This window comes from Yersinia kristensenii, from assembly GCF_900460525.1.
Taxonomy (GTDB): Bacteria; Pseudomonadota; Gammaproteobacteria; order Enterobacterales; family Enterobacteriaceae; genus Yersinia; species Yersinia kristensenii.
In genome coordinates this window covers 3915870-3934289 of sequence record NZ_UHIY01000001.1, presented here as the reverse complement: position 1 = coordinate 3934289, position 18420 = coordinate 3915870, and the positions used below count along the sequence as shown (strand labels likewise).

The window sequence follows — 18420 nt, the reverse complement described above, 5'->3', positions numbered from 1 at the left end:
AAGATGGCAAAGATCAAAGGTCAAGTTAAGTGGTTCAACGAGTCTAAAGGTTTCGGTTTCATCACTCCAGCTGACGGCAGCAAAGATGTGTTCGTACACTTCTCTGCAATCCAGGGTAATGGCTTCAAAACCCTGGCTGAAGGCCAGAACGTAGAGTTCGAAATCCAAGACGGTCAAAAAGGTCCGTCTGCAGTAAACGTTACTGCAATCTAATCAGCTCTTTTGCTGTTAAAAACCCGCCTTTGTGCGGGTTTTTTTGTTTCAGAAGCCGACTCAACCCAAGCTGTCAGCTAAGGCAAAATAATTAATCCCGAATACTGATTACGGCCTTTGATACCGGGATGGGTGGGGTCAATTGCCTGCTGTTGGCTGGTACGGCGGAAGCTGGTGTATTTGAAATGATGTTGAGCATCATCTCCGTCATGTGGTGCGGTAGTACAGATGGTACAACTGCCGACCCTATCAACTTGATGAATGCCCGCCCTGCGCAGCTGGTGCTCAGCAATAGCTGCTAAGTTAAGGTGGCGAAATCGAGGCGAAATAACATTTTCGGCCAGTGGTAATTCGCTAACAAACCGTTCCACCAGTTCTTCATTGACCTCATAACAGCAAGAGCGGGCGGCTGGCCCAATGGCAGCAACCCAATTCGCGGGATTATCATCGCGGGCAATGCGCTCAACCATCCTTAAGATAATGCCATCTAACAAACCGCGCCAACCGGCGTGAACCACTGCAATACCTTTTCCGTGCTGTTGACTGAAAATCACCGGTAAACAATCGGCCGTCAAAACGGTTAATAAAATGCCAGATTGAGTAGTGAAGAGCCCATCGGCTTCGCCACACTCTTGCCCTGGATGTGTGACATCGACAATCGCCGTGCCATGAACCTGTTTTTTGTTGGCTTGTGATGTTTTATAGGGCTGGAGGTTATCAGGTAATAGGGCCGATTTATTGCCAAAACCATGGCAAATAGTGGTAATTCGGCTAAGTTGTGGTGAAAAATCAGTCATAGGACTTACCTAAGGAAAAAAAAGATACTGTTCAGTGTAAGCCGTTTTTTAACTGATTGACCAGCCGCCTTTTCCTTTAAATCGCCGTTAGCGAATTGTTGCAAAATAATGCATCTTGTATCATTGTTTTGGCACCTATTGATGCAATGGATAGGGTTTAATGGCTGCTATAACTCATGCGACCATCCAGGATTGATCTCTGTGATTTCTAAACCAAAAAATGACTCTAGCAACTTTATTCGTTGGCGCTTTAGCTTGCTATGCGGCGGTATTTTACTTTCATTTTTTGGTTTGCTCGCCAGGGTTGCTTGGTTGCAAATTATTGAACCTGATCCGCTGGTAAAAGAAGAAGACATGCGCTCAGTGCGGGTGGTTACTACACCCAATACCCGCGGCATGATAACCGACAGAAACGGTCATCCTTTGGCGGTCAGTGTGCCGGTTGAGGCTATTTGGGCTGACCCCTCCACAGTGTTGGATAAAGGGGGGGTCAGTGTTTCAGCGCGTTGGCAGGCATTGGCTCAGGAACTCAACATGCCACTTGACCAACTCAACCACCGTATTCATCAAAACCCTGGCGCCCGTTTTATCTATCTTGCCCGGCAAGTGGAGCCAGATGTCGCTGAATATATTCAACGGCTGAAATTGCCCGGTATTGCCATAAAGGAGGAATCACGGCGTTTTTATCCTTCGGGAGATATTGCCGCGAATCTGGTGGGTTTCACCAATATTGATGATCAGGGCATTGAGGGGGTTGAAAAGAGTTTTAACTCACTCCTTAGTGGGACAGCCGGTAGCAGGGTAGTGCGGAAAGATCGCTTTGGCCGAGTAGTTGAGGATATTTCCTCGACCGATAGTCACCCCGGACAAAATGTTGAGCTCAGTATTGATGAGCGGCTACAAGCAGAAACATCCCACGCGCTGAGTAATGCCGTGATGTTCAATAAGGCAGATTCCGGCTCTGCCGTTGTTATTGATGTTAATACGGGTGAAATTTTGGCGATGGCCAACTATCCGACCTTTAACCCCAATAATCGGGCCGGCACCCCGGAAGAGAATTTTCGCAATCGGGCAATTAGCGATATTTTTGAACCCGGTTCGACAGTCAAACCTATGGTGGTTATGACGGCGTTACAACGTCACTTAGTTAAACCTGATGCGGTACTGGATACCCGTCCCTATATATTAAGTGGGCATCTAATCAAAGATGTGGCGCTATATCCTGCGCTGTCGCTGACCGGCGTGTTGCAGAAATCCAGTGATGTAGGGGTGTCGCGGTTGGCACTGGCGATGCCCGCTTCTGCATTGATGCAGACCTACACCGAGTTTGGTCTGGGCCAATCAACTCAGTTAGGGCTGACGGGGGAAAGTAGCGGGCTGATGCCGCATCGGCAGCGCTGGAGTGATTTAGACCGCGCGACTTTTTCGTTCGGCTACGGTTTAATGGTGACGCCGCTGCAACTGGCCAGAGTCTACGCCACTATTGGGAGCTTCGGCATTTATCGGCCATTATCGATTACTAAGGTTGATCCGCCGGTGTTGGGGAAGCGGGTATTCCCTGAAGTGCTGGTGCGACAAGTTGAACATATGATGGAAAGTGTGGCATTGCCCGGTGGTGGCGGGGTGAAAGCCGCGGTACGAGGATATCGGGTGGCGGTTAAAACCGGGACGGCCAAGAAGATTGGGCCAAATGGCCAATATATTGATAAATATGTGGCTTACACCGCCGGTGTAGCTCCCGCCAGCCAACCGCGCTTTGCTTTAGTGGTGGTGATTAACAACCCTCAGGGCGGTAAATACTATGGGGGCGCGGTGTCAGCCCCCGTGTTTAGCGATATTATGGGGCAAATTTTGCGAACCATGAATGTGGAACCGGATGCGATTCCCGTCAATATGATTCGGCATAGCTAGTCTCGGTTAATTCGCGGGGGTAAACCCTGACTTGCAACCCTATCAGCGCTTCTTTAGACTAATGCCGCGTCTGCCGGCATTTCTGGCGGTTATTAATCAGTTATCTGGGATTCAACCATGTCTTATCAGTGCCCCCTTTGTCATCAGGCCTTGCAGCAAAGCCCGCAACAGTGGCGTTGCAGCAATAATCACCAGTTTGATTGTGCCAAAGAGGGTTACGTCAATTTAATGCCGGTGCAGCATAAAGGCTCGAAGCAACCCGGTGATAGCCCAGAGATGATGCAGGCTCGGCGGGCCTTTCTGGATGCGGGTTATTACCAGCCCTTGCAGCAGCGGATCTGTGAAATTCTGGATAAGGCGCTCCCTCAGGATGCCACCATGCTGTTAGATATTGGGTGTGGCGAGGGTTATTACACCGCCGCAGTAGCAGACCGCTTAAATCGACAGCGGCAGATGTCTATTTTTGGGTTAGATGTCGCCAAAGTGGCGGTAAGATACGGTGCAAAACGTTATTCTCAGGTCAGCTTTTGTGTCGCATCCAGTCATCGGTTGCCTTTTGCTCATCAGGCGCTGGATGCGGTGTTGCGTATTTATGCCCCATGCAAAGCGACGGAGTTAGCTCGCACCGTGAAACCCGGTGGAGTTGTGGTGACGGTCACTCCTGGTCCGCGTCATCTCTATCAGCTAAAAGCACTGATTTATGCTCAAGTACAACTTCATGATGATACGCCCGAGCATTTAGACGGTTTTGATCTGGTCAGCAGTGAAAAATTGGCCTATGACATGAAGTTAACCGGTAAACAGAGCTTTAATTTATTGCAAATGACCCCTTTTGCTTGGCGCGCATCGATTGAGACCGGACAAGAACTTGCCGCACGGCAGTCCTTTGTCTGTGAAACAGATTTTGTTATCGCGATTCATCGCCGCCGCGAGGATCTCGATAGTGCGGTATTAAACTGTGACGAGAGAGAAATATAAGTCACTGCTCGTTATTTAATAATGTTCAAATATATGACGAGCGTGTCACTCCCCTGAGGGGAAATATTATCTTAATGAGATACTATAATAATTCCCTGGTGTGGGATTGATAATTAACTTAAGTCAAATTTATAGAGTATTATATTTATAATTAAGAGGTTTATTTTAGATCTAAGTTTCGCCAGGTTCTTCCACCTGATTCAGTCACCAAAATAGAGGGGATAAACCGTACCTGTTCGGCAACTTGTAGCGCTAAATCAGCAACTTCCTGCTTGTTCAATATACCACTCCCGTAATTGAAATCTCCTTCAGGTAATTTATAAACTTTCTCCCTACCGATATGGCAAGTAAACCCCGCATCAATCATTTTCTTATTAAGGGTCTCGTAATCGCCTTCCACAGCATTGTGCAAAACGACACTGACCGTAAAGTACGGCATAGCTATTTTTCCAATCAACCAGATGATGCTATTTATATATCATACTGTTGATAGCGATATTTTGACCGGGGTCTAATTGCTGGACATACAGCGAATATAACCTTGTTTGCATCATCAAAAGAGCAGGTGACGGCGAAGGTCACCTGTGAAAGAAAGCAAGTTACAGGGCAAGAGATAGGCGATTACGGCCGGAATGTTTTGCTGCGTAACAGGCGATATCGGCCTGACGCATAGCCTGTGCTGCCGTTTCTGTTTGCTGAGTCAATGATACGGCCCCCAAACTTGCAGTAAATGAATAAGATTGGCCGTGCCAATGGAATTGGATTGAAGCTATGTCGGCGACGACTTTTTCGAGTACGTCTGTAGCGGGCTTGTTGGGGCAATTTAACAGTACGATAGCAAATTCATCCCCGCCTAAACGCGCCACAATGTCATTGTCACGCACGGCTTGCTGCATAGTTTGAGCCACCATTCGGAGCACCATATCGCCAGCTTCGTGGCCAGCACTGTCATTAACATCCTTGAAATAGTCTAAATCGACATAACAGAGAATATGCTGTTCATCTTTGCCCAATTGAGTAATGGCCTGATTGAGCCGCTCTTCTAACCTGCGCCGATTAATCAAACCGGTCAGCATGTCATGATTGGCTTGATATTGCAGTTCTCTTTGCTCATGGCGCGCGCGGGTGACATCCTGGAAGACCACGACGGCACCGGTGAGTAGATTGTCACGATCGCGAATCGGTGAGATAGAACAGCGAATTTCCTGGCGTTCCCCCTGGCTCGACAACAGCTGACTGCCCTCGGGCAATAAGGTATGACGCCCTTGAGTTAGGCACTGATTAATGGCAACTAGTTGATTTTTATCCTGTAAAGGGGACCACAAAATAAAAATTTCTTCAATCGGTAAGCCGCAGGACTCATTCTGGCTTCGGCCCGTCATCTCTTCAGCTTTGGGATTCATTAATACAACGCGCCCCTCAGTATCGAGAGAGATAATTCCCTCCTGAATGGATGACAGCACACGATGCAGTTGCTCGCGCTCTTCATAGCGCGCAATTTCACTGGCGCGCAGAGCATCTTCGCGCTGTTTTCGCTCACTCATATCACGGATTATTTTGGCATAACCCAGTAGTTTGCCACTGTTGTCATGCACCACGGTGATGATGGTGACAGCCCAAAAACGCGTCATATCCTTACGAACCAGCCAGCCTTCGCGCTCCACCCGGCTGTTGGTGGCTGAGGTTTTCAGTAATCTTTCCGGTAACCCGGCGGCGATATCCTCAGGTAAAAAGAAGCACCCGAAATGCTGGCTAATTATTTCATTGCTAGCATAGCCAATATTACGTTCTGCGCCGTGGTTCCAGGTGGTTACCCGGCCCCAAGGGTCAAGCATTAAAATGGCATAATCTTCAACGGTATCGACCATCAGGCGAAAACGTTCTTCACTGATCCGCAATGCTTCTTCGCGCTGGCGTCGTTCGGTTAAGTCACGGACAATTTTAGTAAACCCCAGCAGTTTCCCATTGTCGTCATGCATCGGGTTAATGGCTACGCTGGCCCAATAGCGGATGCCATTTTTGCGCACGTGCCAGCCTTCTGTCTGGAAATTGCCCTCTGCAATAGCTTTCGCCAATGATTTCTCCGGCAAGCCAGCCGAAATATCCTCTGGAGTGAACAGCAGGGCAAAATGTTCGCCAATGATTTCATCACTGGTATAGCCTTCATTACGCTCTCCACCTTTATTCCAGGTCATAATACGCCCATTGGTATCTATCATGTAGATAGCGTAATCTTCGACTTCGCTGATCAGATGGCGAAACTGCTCTTCACTTTTACGCAACGCATTTTCCCGTTGCCATTTGTCGGTCAGATCGCGCGTAACCTGCACAAAACCCTGTAAATTATGGTCTGAATCGTGTAATGCGCTGAGGGTGATATGGCCCCAAAAGCGTTTACCATTCTTGCGAACTCGCCAGCCCTGATTCTCATAATGACCAAACTGATTGGTGTGGCGTAGGCCCTTTGCAGGCAACTCATTGGCTAAATCTTCCGGGGTGTAAAACAGTTCGAAAGATTGGCCAATGATCTCTTCGGTTTTATAACCGGTATTGCGTTCAGCACCATTGTTCCAAGTGAGGATATGTCCTTGGGCATCAATGATATATATGGCGTAGTCATCTACGGCTTCGATTAATAGCCGAAAAATATGATCATCAAATGATGCCGGATGCAAAGCCATGCCTGTATTCCTTGAATTTTTATTCGGTAGTCTGTCGCTGCACAGAATTCAACCCAGACGGTTTAATCTGTTATCGCGATAAATTTGATGCACTAGTTTATCGCTAACATTGGAAATTAGGTAATAAGATTTTTATTATTATTAATAAGTTAAAGGAATTCAAAAACCTAATTGTAGTAGTGCCTATTTCAGGAAGGCCACTGTTTGTGGGCCTTGTGGCGGTTTTTGCGAAGAGTGCTATAAAGTAGGCGATAGTAATTTACCTTATTAATAATAGGGATAAATCAGTATGTGAAATGTATAAATAAATGACTTAAGTAGGGAATACGGAATTAATTCTGCGCTATATAAATAAATTCTTAGAATAATTTCCCTTTAGTTTCTTTCCTCACGCTTCGGACAATAACGTTACCGGCAGAGATCATGTCGATTACATAACCTTTCTAATTCATTCACGACACAAAAAATAATCTGCGAGATATGCAGAAATGCTTGCATCAGTAGGTGTTATCCGGATAATCCTGAATCCTTATAATAAGCATTCTCATTAGTGGCTAATTTGTAAAAATCAGGGGCATTAACACGATGAATCACACCATGACCACTCGCGCGCATCAGAAACGGCTTGCACCGCGTCTTTTGTGCGTCATGATCGGTGCCGCATTAGGGACTTTATCTGCTTCCTCATGGGCGGCTACCGCAACCAATACGGCAGCTGAAAACGTCAAAAAAACCAGCACAATCACCGACGCTGCAAAAACCGATGAGAGCAAAAAAAATGACACCATCACTGTCGTCGGGACACAGGATACTTTCCGTGCTGGTGGTAATGATTTAATCCCAACTTATTTGGATGGCCAGGTCGCTAATGGGGGCCGCATCGGTTTCCTTGGGCAGCAAGATGCGCGCAATGTGCCTTTTAACGTCATTGGTTACACCTCTAAACTGGTTGAAGATCAACAAGCACGTACATTGGCCGATGTGGTCAGAAATGATGCTTCAGTACAAAATGTGCGCGGTTACGGCAATGCATCACAGAACTTCCGCATCCGTGGTTTTAACCTTGATGGCGATGATATCTCATTCGGCGGTTTGTTCGGCGTGTTACCGCGTCAGGTGATTGATACCAGCATGGTTGAGCGGGTTGAAGTGTTTAAAGGCCCGAACGTATTTGTGAACGGTATTTCACCTAGCGGCAGTGGTGTCGGTGGGATGATTAACCTGGAACCTAAACGTGCTGGTGAGACGCCATTGACCCGTGTCAGCCTGGATTATACTTCGGCTTCTAAAGTGGGCGGGGCGCTGGATGTCGGCCGCCGCTTTGGTGACAATGACCAATTCGGTGTGCGAGTCAACGCATTGCACCGCGAAGGTGAAACCGCCATTCATGATCAGAAAGAGCGGACTACCGCAGTCTCTACGGGTTTAGATTACCGTGGCGAACGCGCCCGTACCTCTTTAGATGTCGGCTATCAAAAACAGACTGTTCACGGTATGCGGACTGATGTCGCTCTCGGGAGTGCAACGGTGATCCCTGAGCCGCCTGCCGCGACCTTGAACTATGGTCAGCAGTGGGTATATACCGATATGGCCACCACCTTTGGTATGTTGCGCAGTGAATATGATTTAAGCCAGGATTGGACGGTATACGGTACCCTTGGTGCCAGCCACAATGACGAAACTGGGCAATATGGCTCACCTACACTGATTGATAATAATGGCAATGCCACCATCAGCCGTTTGTATGTGCCTTATGTTTCTGACTCTATTGCTGGTTTAGGCGGTATTCGTGGTCATTTCGAAACTGGCCCCGTCACGCATAAAATGAATATCGGTTATGCCGCCAACTATCGCACGGCTAAATCAGCCTGGAATATGTCAGACCCAGTCGACACCAATATTTATAACCCAGGGGTCATTCCATTCCCACCAACCACCATGGGTAGCGCCAGTCAGGATCCTCAGTTGAACAGCCAGGTTCGCGCTAGCAGCATCTCTGTGTCTGATACTTTATCTGCATTAGATGACAAAGTGCAGTTGATGTTGGGGCTGCGCCGTCAGGAAGTGGTTATCCGCAACTTTGATAGTGGTGTGCCAGACAGTAAAAACGTGCAAGATGCGATGAAAGTGACACCGGTATATGGCGTGTTGGTTAAGCCGTGGGAAAATGTTTCCCTGTATGCTAACCACATTGAAGCTTTGTCACCGGGTAAAGTTGCCCCTTGGTATACTGCTAATGCGGGTAATGTTACCGGTATTATTCATGCTAAACAGAATGAAGTGGGTGTGAAGTTTGATAACAAACGCTATGGCGGTACATTGGCTTTGTTTGAAATCACCCGGCCAGCTGGTGCCATTGATGCCACAACCAATATCTACACCTTGAGCGGTGAGCAGCGTAACCGTGGTGTGGAATTGAACGTGTTCGGTGAACCCGTCTTTGGTACGCGCCTGTTAGGGAGTGCAGTGTGGTTAGATCCAATATTGACTGAAGCGCAAAACAGCCAAAACAATGGCAATTATGCCGTGGGTGTGGCGCGTTATCAGTTAGTGTTTGGTGGTGAGTACGATATTAAGGCGGTAGAAGGATTAACGGCAACCGGAACTGTGACTCGTTCTGGCTCTCAGTATGCTAATCAGGAAAACACCTTGAAGCTAAAACCATGGACACGTCTGGATCTGGGCATGCGTTATACCATGCCGCTGAAAGAGACCAACCTGATTTGGCGTGCCAATCTTGAGAACGTGACCAACGAGCGTTATTGGGAATCGGTCGAAGATACCGGCACTTATATGTACCAGGGTAATCCGCGTGAGCTAAAACTGTCTGTTTCAATGGACTTCTAATCAGCGGTTGATGCCCGCCCGCTTAAGTGGCATTTAAACCATAAAAAACCCCGCTATTCTTTCCGAATGCGGGGTTTATTTTTGGGCGTTTTACTCTGGACGGCTTTATTTCACGAGAAAAATAAAATTGGCGGCTATCTATTATGCCGCGACGCGATACATATGCTCGTAAAGAATATTAAAGCCGATACCGATTAGCACGATACCGCCGATGATTTCAGCACGTTTACCCAGAAGTGGGCCAATATAACGGCCAATCAGCATCCCGAGCGTGGCCATAATCATGGTGGCTAACCCAATAGCCATGGCGGTATGAATAATATTGACTTGCAAGAATGCCAGACCAACACCAATTGCCATGGCATCAAGGCTGGTGGCAATTGCGGTCATGACTAAAACCCAAAAGCTGTGACTGCGCATTTTTTCGGTTTCTTCGACTTGCTGTTTTGCGCCTTCGAAAATCATCCGACAGCCCAGAATGAACAGCAGGCTAAAGGCAATCCAGTGGTCCCACTCCAGAATATATTGACTGGCGAACAGGCCAATGCACCAACCAATCAGCGGGGTAATAGCTTCTATCACACCAAAGATAAGACCGGTGCGTATCGCTTCTCTAAAACGGGGTTTATGTAGACTGGCACCTTTACCAATTGATGCAGCAAAGGCATCCATAGACATGGCAAAAGCAAGCACTAATGTTGCAGATAAATTCATAGGAATAGTCTCGGCCGGGCGGCTCCATATACACGTAACCCACCCCCAACCTAACGACGGAGCTACGTGTCTATGGTCTCGCCAACCTTACCTGGCTACCCGTACCACGTTTCTAATAACGAAACGAGTATGTTGATACGGGCGTTTCTGCTTATCAATATATCGGCTGACATATTGCACAAAAACCGGCTACTCCCCATGAACGGCGCAACCTTAACATATATATTCCAAAACAGACAACCCCAAAAATAATATGGCGACCCACTATTGTTGATAATGATTTTCATTATCGGATTTTTAGTGAGAATAGCTTATATAAGCATCAGTAATAGTGTGGGAATAAGCAGGGTAGGTGATTAGAGAAGGTGTTGGGAAATTAATCAGTTAACTGAATAATCAATAGATTCATTTCCCTGGTATAAGTTTTATGATTGATTTTCAAGGAAAAAATTATAAATTTTTTCTAAGTCATCTAATTGGTTAACCTGGATAAGTAATCTGCGTTGCTCTAGTTCAATCACCAAAATACCATCTTCAGATAAATTCATACTTTTTATTCGATGATATTCAATAAAAGCATTAGCGTAGAAGAATCCGGTATTTTTAAACAACAATTTTGGCCAGCGGATATAAGAGATATAAAAAGCGATTAATGCTAAACCCACTAATAAATAGGTGGTTAAAGGCTCGCCATTTGCCATCACATTATTGTAAACAAGAATGGCAATCAGCCCGACAAAAATTGCGCAGTCGATTTTGTTTTTACGTTTCAGGTGAATTTGTAGCCGGGTTTTGCCTTTCATCATATTCATGATGAATTCATCATAAATGGCATAAGCGAGTAGTAGGGCAATAAACGCAATTAGAATGATATCTGTAACCGACATGCAAGCACTCCCGAAATAAAAAACCGGAGGTTATCCCCCGGTTTTTGCTAAATCTAATCAGTAAATTATGGTGCCAGGAAGCCAATCCAGTAACCGAAGATACCGATGGCGAAGAAGCCCATAATAATCCACAGTGCGTTGACTTTACGGCGTAACAACCACATACAGCCAAAAGTTAACAGTAAAGGTACCAAACCAGGCATCAACTGATCCAGAATGGTTTGCACAGTAGTGACTGTGGTCTGGCCGTTCTGGTTGGTTATCTTGGACACTACCACCGGGATATTGACATGCGTCCATTTGTTAACCAAGGCCCCCATCACAAACAGGCCGAGGATAGACGCCCCTTCCGTCAGTTTTTGTAGTAGGCCACCGTCCATATCACTGACGATATTGACGCCTTTTTTGTAGCCGTAAGCAACACCGTAATAACGCGTCAGCAAACGTACCAGGTTAAACAGAACAAAGAACAGCAATGGGCCAAGTAAACTCCCGCTCATCGCGATACCGGCACCGAGAGCTGCCAATACCGGGCGCACAGTACCCCAGAATATCGGGTCACCCACACCGGCCAACGGCCCCATCAGACCGACTTTGATCCCGTTTATTGCCGCGTCGTCAATCTCAGCACCATTGGCTTTCTGCTCTTCCATCGCCAGCGTGACACCCAGAATCGGGGCAGCAACGAAAGGTTGGGTATTGAAGAACTCCAAATGGCGTTTGATTGCCTGCTTGCGCTCCTCTGAATTCTCTGGATACAGGCGACGAATTGCCGGTACCATTGAGAAACAGAAGCCCAGCGCCTGCATACGTTCGAAGTTCCATGACCCTTGGAAGAGGTTAGAGCGGATAAACACACCGCGGATATCGGCGGGCGTGAGTTTCTTTTCACCCGTAGTTGTTTTATCAACAATCGTTGTATCAACCATTTCTCTCACCTTTTCCTAGTCTAATTCGTTATCAAGATCGTTATTGGACGGGCCAGACTGTACAACCTGAGACTTGTTGTATTTCGGGCTGAGCTGGATATACAGCAGTGCCATAACCACGCCGATAACACCGAGAGCTACCAGGTTGAAGTTGGTGAAAGCGGCGGTCACGAAACCTAAATAGAAGAATGGCATCAGGTAGCCGGCACGCATCATGTTGATAACCATGGCGTAACCTACTACGACGATCATACCACCGGCGATGTTCAAGCCACTGGTAACCACATCAGGAATCGAACTGAGCAGCATCTGAACTTCAGATGTCCCAACAGACAGAGCAACGATCAAGGCAGGGATAGCGATACGCATCGCCTGCAAGAACAGGGCAGAAATGTGGATCCAGGTTATTGCGCGTAAGCTGCCACGTTCGGCTGCACCATCGGCGGCGTGCTGGAAGGCCACGGTAATGGTACGCACGATAATCGTTAATACCTGACCGGCGGCGGCCAACGGGATAGCCAGTGCAATACCAGCACCGATATCTTGACCACCAGCAATAACCAGGATGGTCGAAATAATTGACGCCAGCGCGGCATCAGGTGCTACAGCGGCCCCGATGTTCATCCAGCCGAGCGCGATCATTTCTAAGGTACCACCGATAATAATACCGGTTTTCATATCACCTAAAACCAAACCTACCAAAGTACAGGCGACGAGGGGGCGGTGAAATTGGAACTCATCCAGAATGGAACCCATCCCGGCGATACAGGCAACGATGAAAATCAGCACAATCTGAAGAGTTGTGATCTCCATTGTACTTCTCCTATGACCAAAAAATCTGAGTAAAGATAGCCAAGTTCCGAAACTGAACAGGGCATAACCTTGCTGCGTAGTTTTAGTAATGCTATTTATTAAGTTTGTTAATTAAATCCATCATTTTTAGCCGGCTATCCGAAGAAACTTTCCGGACTTCCAGTTCAATACCGCGAGCATTTAATTTATTAAAAGCTTCAATATCTTTTTCATCAACGGAGACGGCGTTATTCACTTGGGTTTTACCCTGACGGAATGCCATGCCACCGATATTGACTGACTTAATATCCACGCCACCCTCAACCATACGCACGACATCCGTTGGGTTGGTAAATAACAGCATGACTCGGTCTTTGGCATATTTCGGGTTGTTATAAACGCGGATAGCTTTTTCAACATCAACTACGTGTGCGGTTACGCCGGGAGGAGCAACCTGTTTGAGCAAAGTACTACGCATTTTGTCAGCAGCGACTTCGTCACTGACAACAATAATGCGACTTACGTTGGTTTCTTTGGTCCAGCGCGTTGCGACCTGACCATGAATTAAGCGGTCATCGATACGTGCCAAGCCGATTTTCATATGATCATTCGGACCTAAAGCGACGGCCGGGGCCTTGGCTTTTGGTGCAGGAGCTATTTGTTGCGTCTCGGGCTTATCACTCTTAATTTCAGGCGCTTTTAGTGCTTTCACGCCCTCACGACCGGTTTCTACCGCAACTGCAACCAGTTCAGCAAATGATGGATTATCATCACGGGCCATAAAGGTTTCAGCGAGCATCGGAATGTTAACCCCGGTGACGACCTCATAATTCTCTTTATCAATAGCAATTCGACTGGCGGCGTTAAACGGGCTACCACCCCAGGTATCAACTAGGAATAAGACACCTTTACTGGTATCAAGCCCGGTCAATTTACCGTTGTATTTCTCAATCAACGTTTCGGCATTCTCACCTGGGACGAAATCGATATAAGCGACATTACTTTGCTCGCCTAAAATCATTTCAGCTGTTTTCAGCAGTTGTTCTGCTGCAGCCCCATGTGTGCCAATGATAATAGCTATACTCACTCGCTACCCCCTCTGTTAACTCAGAATTGAGTTCTCGCACGTAACAGAAAACCAGTAATCACCAACTACACTTCAGTACACATTGAATCTATTATGATAGTCACAATATCAGCGTACTGCTGACGATTTATTCGTAACCACAATGAATCGATTCAGGTACATATCTAAAGGTGTTGGATGTGATTTATTTTAGTCAGTGAAAAAATAAATTATGTGACGTTGCTCAGTTATTGAGACATGTTATGAATGATTTCGCTTGTTTGGATAATTAATAGACAATCATATCAGTGATATTGATAGGTTATCCGCTAACGCATTCATCACTGCATGGTCGTTGTGTTCAATATTTGTGCGATTTGTGTGAGTTTTGCCTGATAATCAATTTTGGGTAGGGCACAAATTTTAGCCATGAAAATAAGCATGTTGATGGCTAAACATCGCTTAATGTGCCGAGATTGGGTTTTATCGTGTGTCAGGGCCTAAATCCGACTATGCTGATAAAAAGATTCCTGATAAAGTTAACGGCTCTATTAATTGTCAGGAGTTAAGGGCCTCAGCTCTCCCTATGGACTGTCACCGAAGTTACTGTTTCTCTAGCGTTAACGCCCAACCAGTGGGTTTAAATCTGGTTATCCAATCACGCACATTTGCTGCGTATAATTTCAGCCAATCTTTCAGTGTATCTATACTGACAACCGTACTGCGGCGTTTTGCTGCGTCTGTTGCTGGTCGTACATCATCTAAATCGTGTTCTTATTATCGGAGTCTGACATGGAATTTCTAATGGACCCCTCAATCTGGGCAGGGTTATTGACGTTGGTGGTACTGGAAATTGTTCTGGGTATTGATAACCTGGTATTTATTGCCATTCTGGCCGACAAACTACCGCCTAAACAAAGAGATAAAGCTCGAATTATCGGGTTGTCTCTTGCATTAATTATGCGTTTGGGGCTGCTGTCGGTTATTTCCTGGATGGTCACGCTGACCACGCCACTGTTTAGTGTTGGCAGCTTTAACTTTTCCGGACGAGATCTGATTTTGCTGGTGGGGGGGCTGTTCTTGCTATTTAAAGCTACCACCGAGCTACATGAACGGCTGGAGGGTAACCAGCACGATGACAGTGCGAGCCGTGGATATGCCAGCTTCTGGGCGGTGGTTGCACAGATTGTGGTGCTGGATGCGGTCTTCTCGCTCGATGCAGTGATTACTGCCGTGGGGATGGTTAACGACTTGGCCATCATGATGACGGCGGTCGTGATCGCCATGGGCGTGATGCTGCTGGCATCGAAAACACTGACGCGATTTGTTAATGCACACCCGACGGTCGTGGTGCTGTGTCTGAGCTTCTTGTTAATGATTGGCTTGAGCCTGATTGCGGAAGGTTTTGGTTTCCATATTCCGAAAGGCTATCTGTACGCCGCCATCGGCTTCTCTATCCTGATTGAGTTGTTTAACCAGATTGCGCGCCGTAATTTCATTAAGCATGAGTCCCGCTTGCCACGGCGCCAGCGCACGGCGGAGGCGATTATCCGTTTGATGGGCGGTCGTCAGCAAGAGCCGCAACATGGTGATGCGCAGTTACCCTTGCCAGCCGAGGCCTTTGCTGAAGAAGAGCGCTATATGATTAGCGGCGTACTGACATTGGCCTCCCGATCATTGCGCAGTGTGATGACTCCGCGCACGGAAATTTCTTGGGTAGATTGTAATCGTTCACAAGCCGAAATCCGTGAGCAATTATTGGACACGCCGCACAGCTTGTTCCCAGTTTGCCGTGATTCATTGGATGAAATAATTGGTGTGGTTCGTGCTAAAGATTTGTTAGTGGCAATTGAACGCGGGGAATCTATCTGTGAGTTTGCTGCGGAGACACCACCAATAGTCGTGCCTGATACCATGGACGTGATTAATTTGTTGGGCGTATTGCGCAAAGCAAAAGGGCGCTTAGTGGTAGTCAATGACGAATTTGGTGTGGTGCAAGGGCTGGTCACTCCACTGGACGTGCTGGAAGCCATTGCGGGTGAATTCCCTGATGAAGATGAAACGCCAGATATTATTGCCGATGGGGATGGTTGGTTAGTGAAAGGGGGGGCAGATTTGCACTCTCTGGAGCAGGCGCTGGATTGTCAGGAGTTGGTCAGCCCGACGGCTGATTATGCTTCATTAGCAGGTATGCTGCTGTCTCACTCCGGCCATATGCCAACCGCGGGGGATGTGGTTGAACTGCATAACCTGCGCTTTGAGATTATCGAAGTCTCAGATTACCGTATTGAATTAGTGCGTATCACCAAGCTGAGTAACGAATTGGAAGAGTAACACTCTGACAACTAAAAGAGTTTCAGCTAATGCGGGTCATCTTAAGGTGACCCGCATTTTTTAATGGGTACCCCAATACCTGTTGAGACGTTCAATTTTATATTCCACAATATTTATTTTTAAATAATAAAAACTGAAAAATAATATTCATCACAATATTAATTATCAATGTATATTTAATTTTTTCATTTATTAGCCTTACAATATCAATAAAACTAATGACAATATCAATGAGGAAAGAAATGATTTAAATCAATGTGTTGAGTTTATTTATCATGCTAAGTGAAAGGCGGTAATATTTATTTAAAATAATGGCGCCAGATTAATAAATATATCCTATGCTTAAATTCACTTAAGAATCCACTTAAGTTAGTCAATACATGAAATAGTTGCTTTGGTATTTATATCGAATCTGCGGTAGATATTAAAACAGTTTTAAGTATCGGTTTATTCTTTTTTTAAAATAAAAAATGTCTTCTCTGCTTTTGATACCGCACAACCTATATTTTTACCATTCTGCTAGTGGAGGATCTATGAAAAAGATAGTTTTTGTTTTGGTGTTAATGCTGTCTTCATTTGGTACATTCGCTCAAGAGACAGCGTCAAGGCAACTGAGTGATGCATTATCGACGCCTATCGCCGCTGAGGTAAACAAAAATGCGTGCGATGCTAGTTCCCCAGCCCCTCAAGAAGATATTGATTGGTCTGTGTGTTGTGAGATATGTTGCATTCCCGCATGTTTTGGTTGCTAGGCATAACAGTCATTATTCATCTTTTACTGTGCACAAGGGGAGCGCGGGCTCCCCTTGTGCAGATGATTTTCAAGGCAATAAATTAATTACATTGCACTTTAATGGCTAAACCACCACGGGAAGTTTCGCGGTATTTAGCGTTCATATCTTTCCCAGTCTCAAACATGGTTTCGATCACTTTATCCAGTGAGACACGTGGTTCGCTGGTACGGCGCATGGCCATTCGTGCAGAGTTAATTGCTTTTACCGAGGCAATCGCATTACGCTCAATACACGGCACTTGCACCTGACCCGCAACCGGGTCACAGGTCAGGCCCAGATTATGTTCCATACCAATTTCCGCGGCGATACACACTTGCACCGGGCTTGCACCCAGTAACTCGGCCAGACCCGCCGCCGCCATGGAACAGGCAACGCCCACTTCACCCTGACAGCCCACTTCAGCGCCAGAAATCGACGCATTCATCTTATACAAGATCCCGACAGCACCGGATGACAGGAAATAGCGGATAAAGATTTCAGGGGTAACCGGCTCGATAAAGTGGTCGTAATAGGCCAATACCGCTGGCACGATGCCACAGGCGCCGTTAGTTGGCGCAGTGACCACGCGGCCGCCGGCGGCATTTTCTTCGTTAACTGCCAGTGCGAACATATTGACCCAGTCAATGACATTCATTGGATCGCTGGACAGTTTATCGGAGGAAACTAACAGACGGCGTAATGCTGAGGCGCGGCGCGGCACCCGCAGCGGGCCAGGTAGAACCCCTTCGGTGTTCAGGCCGCGATCAATACAGGCACGCATGGTTTGCCAAATCGCCGTAAAGTAGGATTCAATCTCTTCTTTACTGTGCATCGCCAGCTCATTCTGCATGACCATGCCGGAGATAGACATACCGGTTTGCTCGCAGTTTGCCAGGATTTCCTCTGCGGAGTTGAATGGATAAGGCACGCTGACGGCATTAACCGCGGCTTTGCCGAAATGCTCTTCATCAACAATAAAACCGCCGCCGATGGAATAGTAGGTCTTGCTAAGCACTTTTTCGTCACCAGCATAGGCGTGGATCTGCATACCATTTTCGTGCAGTGGCAAGTTATCACTGCGGAATACCATCCCGCCCTCGCGTGGGAAGTCAACTTCATGCAAGCCGTTGGCTAACATCAATTTTTGACGTAATTCTACATCCCGAATAAACGCGGGGATACTGTCGATATCCACGGTATCTGGCATGTTACCCGCTAACCCCATAATAATGGCGATATCAGTGTGGTGGCCTTTCCCGGTCAGTGACAGTGAGCCATAAACATCGACGGCTACTCGCGTGATCGACGGCATTAACCCTTTAGTGACCAGCAAATCAGCAAACTCTTTGCCAGCTTTCATTGGCCCAACAGTATGAGAACTGGAGGGGCCGATACCAATCTTGAACATATCAAAAACGCTAATCACGCTAAACTCCTTAACAAAGCTTTTTGTTATTCCCGGTGCATATGAATGTGGCCGAGAATATTTGTATTAAGT

15 protein-coding genes and 1 riboswitch are annotated in these 18420 nt (G+C 46.7%); of the genes, 6 read left to right on the top strand and 9 right to left on the bottom strand.

What is annotated here, in order from left to right:
- Positions 1–3 precede the first annotated feature (3 nt).
- Positions 4–213: a transcription antiterminator/RNA stability regulator CspE gene (gene cspE / locus DX162_RS18160; protein WP_002221949.1), complete on the top strand. Its 210-nt coding sequence runs from the start codon at positions 4–6 to the stop codon at positions 211–213.
- Positions 214–290: 77 nt separating this feature from the next.
- On the opposite strand, the gene pgeF is transcribed toward cspE, so the two are convergent.
- Positions 291–1010, bottom strand: coding sequence for a peptidoglycan editing factor PgeF (gene pgeF / locus DX162_RS18155; protein ID WP_004389890.1), 720 nt, complete (start codon positions 1008–1010; stop codon positions 291–293).
- A gap of 201 nt (positions 1011–1211) precedes the next feature.
- On the opposite strand from pgeF, the gene ftsI reads away from it, so the two are divergent.
- Entirely contained in the window at positions 1212–2921 is a 1710-nt protein-coding gene (gene ftsI / locus DX162_RS18150) for a peptidoglycan glycosyltransferase FtsI (protein WP_032819537.1), read from the top strand.
- Between the two features lie 117 nt (positions 2922–3038).
- The gene (gene rlmA / locus DX162_RS18145; RefSeq protein WP_004389895.1) at positions 3039–3899 is read left to right on the top strand and encodes a 23S rRNA (guanine(745)-N(1))-methyltransferase; all 861 of its coding nucleotides are present in this window, start codon (positions 3039–3041) and stop codon (positions 3897–3899) included.
- A 160-nt stretch (positions 3900–4059) separates the two neighbouring features.
- Here the strand turns inward: rlmA and DX162_RS18140 are convergent, their stop codons facing one another.
- Positions 4060–4338, bottom strand: coding sequence for a hypothetical protein (locus DX162_RS18140; RefSeq protein ID WP_032819538.1), 279 nt, complete (start codon positions 4336–4338; stop codon positions 4060–4062).
- Between the two features lie 160 nt (positions 4339–4498).
- Entirely contained in the window at positions 4499–6580 is a 2082-nt protein-coding gene (locus DX162_RS18135; RefSeq protein WP_004389897.1) for a PAS domain S-box protein, read from the bottom strand.
- A gap of 585 nt (positions 6581–7165) precedes the next feature.
- Here DX162_RS18135 and DX162_RS18125 point away from each other — a divergent pair.
- Positions 7166–9427, top strand: coding sequence for a TonB-dependent receptor (locus DX162_RS18125; RefSeq protein WP_004389898.1), 2262 nt, complete (start codon positions 7166–7168; stop codon positions 9425–9427).
- Between the two features lie 141 nt (positions 9428–9568).
- Here the strand turns inward: DX162_RS18125 and mntP are convergent, their stop codons facing one another.
- The 5 genes from mntP to manX form a co-directional block, all read right to left on the bottom strand.
- Positions 9569–10141, bottom strand: coding sequence for a manganese efflux pump MntP (gene mntP / locus DX162_RS18120; protein WP_004389899.1), 573 nt, complete (start codon positions 10139–10141; stop codon positions 9569–9571).
- A gap of 10 nt (positions 10142–10151) precedes the next feature.
- Positions 10152–10351: riboswitch (yybP-ykoY riboswitch) on the bottom strand.
- Between the two features lie 215 nt (positions 10352–10566).
- Positions 10567–11028, bottom strand: a complete 462-nt coding sequence (locus tag DX162_RS18115; protein WP_004389900.1) for a DUF986 family protein — start codon at positions 11026–11028, stop codon at positions 10567–10569.
- 65 nt (positions 11029–11093) lie between these two features.
- Entirely contained in the window at positions 11094–11957 is an 864-nt protein-coding gene (locus DX162_RS18110) for a PTS mannose transporter subunit IID (protein WP_115155884.1), read from the bottom strand.
- 15 nt (positions 11958–11972) lie between these two features.
- Positions 11973–12770, bottom strand: coding sequence for a PTS mannose/fructose/sorbose transporter subunit IIC (locus tag DX162_RS18105; protein ID WP_004701713.1), 798 nt, complete (start codon positions 12768–12770; stop codon positions 11973–11975).
- Between the two features lie 91 nt (positions 12771–12861).
- Entirely contained in the window at positions 12862–13836 is a 975-nt protein-coding gene (gene manX / locus DX162_RS18100) for a PTS mannose transporter subunit IIAB (RefSeq protein WP_004389904.1), read from the bottom strand.
- A gap of 771 nt (positions 13837–14607) precedes the next feature.
- Here manX and DX162_RS18095 point away from each other — a divergent pair.
- Both DX162_RS18095 and DX162_RS18090 read left to right on the top strand, forming a co-directional pair.
- Positions 14608–16149 carry a TerC family protein gene (locus tag DX162_RS18095; RefSeq protein WP_032819540.1) on the top strand — a complete coding sequence of 514 codons (1542 nt, stop codon included), beginning with the start codon at positions 14608–14610 and terminating at the stop codon, positions 16147–16149.
- A gap of 470 nt (positions 16150–16619) precedes the next feature.
- Positions 16620–16901, top strand: coding sequence for an ST-I family heat-stable enterotoxin (locus DX162_RS18090; RefSeq protein WP_321572388.1), 282 nt, complete (start codon positions 16620–16622; stop codon positions 16899–16901).
- 82 nt (positions 16902–16983) lie between these two features.
- Here DX162_RS18090 and DX162_RS18085 read toward each other — a convergent pair whose 3' ends face one another.
- Complete coding sequence (locus DX162_RS18085) at positions 16984–18348, bottom strand: L-serine ammonia-lyase (RefSeq protein WP_004389906.1); 1365 nt, start codon at positions 18346–18348, stop codon at positions 16984–16986.
- Between the last annotated feature and the right edge of the window lie 72 nt (positions 18349–18420).